The 2405-nt window shown below is 68.4% G+C and carries 3 protein-coding genes; 2 read left to right on the top strand and 1 reads right to left on the bottom strand.

All coding sequences use genetic code 11. From position 1 onward, the window contains the following. Positions 1 to 184, bottom strand: a 184-nt coding sequence (locus AB0C29_RS43720; RefSeq protein WP_360833603.1) for a hypothetical protein, incomplete at its 3' end; no start/stop codon positions are given. A 632-nt stretch (positions 185 to 816) separates the two neighbouring features. On the opposite strand from AB0C29_RS43720, the gene AB0C29_RS43715 reads away from it, so the two are divergent. Both AB0C29_RS43715 and AB0C29_RS43710 read left to right on the top strand, forming a co-directional pair. After that, positions 817 to 1857 (top strand): glycerophosphodiester phosphodiesterase family protein, encoded by a 1041-nt coding sequence (locus AB0C29_RS43715; protein WP_360833601.1) that lies wholly within the window; start codon positions 817 to 819, stop codon positions 1855 to 1857. Positions 1858 to 1861: 4 nt separating this feature from the next. Beyond that, a complete protein-coding gene (locus AB0C29_RS43710) occupies positions 1862 to 2311 on the top strand; it encodes a MaoC family dehydratase (protein WP_360833599.1) in 450 nt (149 codons plus the stop codon). Positions 2312 to 2405: the final 94 nt, after the last annotated feature.

Genomic DNA, 2405 nt, shown 5'->3' with positions numbered 1-2405 from the left:
CCTCGGTGGGCCGGGCGACCTGGGCCAGACCGGGCACGTTGGGTGGTTGAACGGCGGGCTTGCCGAGCGCGCCGGTCGCCTGGGCGGCAGCCGGGCTCGAGGCGCCGAGCAGCACTGTCACGACAGCCGTCGCGACGAGGGCGATGCGCGTCGATCGACGGCGCGCGGGACGAGTGGGGACCATCCAGTACCTCCAGAGCAGGGAAGGATCAGCACAGGTGCCGTTAAGGAAATTGACACAGAGCGATCCCGGAGGTGGCCCACGATGAAGCCACGATGGACGGTAGCAACGATCGGCGGGACATTCGATGTCCCGTGGCTGACCCGGTTCAGCCGTTGACCCGTCCACGTAGGAGTGCTAGCGCCGTCAATTTCCGGCCGCTGTTTTCAAGTCCGTCTACATTGCTGGCTGAACTGTTAAGCATCGACTGACATGGGGATTCCCTTAAGTGATCTTAATGAAGGCGTAATAAACCAGACACGTAGCGGAAGCGTGACGGGGCGCAGTGGATCATGGCCCGCTGCCCAGTTTCACGCCTGAGATGATCAACTAGGGGTGCCCGGACACCGAAAATTCATGGGTTTCGAGGTCGATCGGACCATGGCCGTATCCACCGTTGGGACAGGCTTTTCCGGTCACACGACGGCGCGGCGACCATTGACGAACCTCTCCGCCCGCGAAACGCGAAATCAGCCGACCGAATCAGGGACCCGGCCGTTCACTGGCACCCGAGAATGCATTCCCGTTACGTTTACGGTCCGGTAACCGCTGCGGCCTAGCGTCGCAGGCTCAATTCCGGAAAGGCGGAGGCTCCGATGCCACTGCGCCATCTGCTCGCCGCCCTGGCATTCGTACCGGTGCTGGCCGGGCCGGGAACCGCCCAGGCCGCCCCCGCCGCCCGCTTCGACCTGCAGGCGCACCGCGGCGGCATCGGCCTGACCACCGAGGAGTCCCTGGAGGGCTTCGCCAAGGCGCTGCGGCTGGGCGTCAGCACGCTGGAGCTGGACACGCAGCTCACCCGCGACCGCCGCGTCGTGGTCACCCACGACCGGCAGGTGAGCGCGCAGAAGTGCCGCGACACCGCGCCGGTCACGCCGGGCGACCCGCAGTTCCCGTACGTCGGCCGGTACGTCAAGGACCTGACGCTGGCCCAGCTGAGGACGATGGACTGCGGCTTCCAGCAGCTGCCCGGCTTCCCGGAGCAGGAGCAGATCAAGGGTCTGCGGATGGTCGAGCTGCGCCAGGTGTTCAACCTCGTCAAGCGCTATCGGGCCCACGGCGTGACGCTGAACATTGAGACCAAGGTGGAGGCGGGCGCGCCCGAGCAGACCGCGCCCCGGGAACTGTTCGTCCGAAGGGTCTTCGAGGAGATCCGCCGGTCCGGCCTGGAGCGGCAGGTGATGATCCAGTCCTTCGACTGGGGCGCCCTGCGTGCGATGCACCGGCTGGCGCCCCGCTGGCCGCTGGTCGCGCTGACCAACTACGACTTCCTCCAGGTGGGCCGGCCGGGCGCCTCACCTTGGCTGGGCGGTCTCGACGCCGACGACTACGACGGCGACTTCGTCCGGGCGGCGGACGCGATCCCGGGCGTGACGGCACTGTCCCCCGTGTACGGCTTCCCGCAGAACGGCAAGCTTGGAGACCCGGGCTTCCGCTTCTACCCGGACGCCGCGATGGTGAGCCGGGCCCACGAGCTCGGCCTGAAGCTGATCCCGTGGACCTGCGACGACCCGGCCACCGTCGCGGCGCTGATGGACCTGGGCGTGGACGGCATCATCACCAACTATCCGAACCGGGTCCGCGACCTGATGGCCGCGCGCGGCATGCGGCTGCCGAGGGCGTACCGGTCACACTGACCGGATGACCGCCTTCGACAGCATCGACGACCTGCTCACCCGCGACGAGCTCGGCACCTCCGGCTGGCAGCTGATCGACCAGGCCCGGATCGACACGTTCGCCGACCTCACCGGCGATCACCAGTGGATCCACGTCGATCCGGAACGGGCCGCGAAGGAAGGCCCGTTCGGCGGCACGGTCGCGCACGGCGCGCTGACCCTGTCACTGTGTACGGCGTTCATCACCGAGATCATCCAGGTCCGCGACGTGACCCGGGCGATCAACGTGGGCTTCGACCGGGTCCGCTTCCGCGCGCCGGTGCCGGTGGGATCACGGCTGCGCGGCACCGCGACGCTGCTCACCTCGCGACGGACGGCCGGGACGGCGCTGGCGACCATCCGTATCAAGGCCGAGGTCGAGGGGCAGACCAAGCCGGCCTGCGTCGCTGACCAGGTCCTGGCCTTCTACACCTGAGTCCCACCGGCAGCCGGTCGGCCGGCCACCTTGGCCAATCCAGCGCCGCGGCCGGGCCAGCGCCGTGGCAAGGCCAGCGCCGTGGCCAGGCCAG

The sequence above is a fragment of the Actinoplanes sp. NPDC048791 genome, assembly GCF_040650095.1.
Taxonomy (GTDB): Bacteria; Actinomycetota; Actinomycetes; order Mycobacteriales; family Micromonosporaceae; genus Actinoplanes.
Note: the sequence above shows the minus strand (reverse complement) of the source record. Positions and strands in the feature narration are given on the sequence as shown.

Coding starts and splice junctions, on each gene's coding strand:
- AB0C29_RS43715 (WP_360833601.1), top strand. CDS start 817: ATGCCACTGCGCCATCTGCTCGCCGCCCTGGCATTCGTACCGGTGCTG.
- AB0C29_RS43710 (WP_360833599.1), top strand. CDS start 1,862: ATGACCGCCTTCGACAGCATCGACGACCTGCTCACCCGCGACGAGCTC.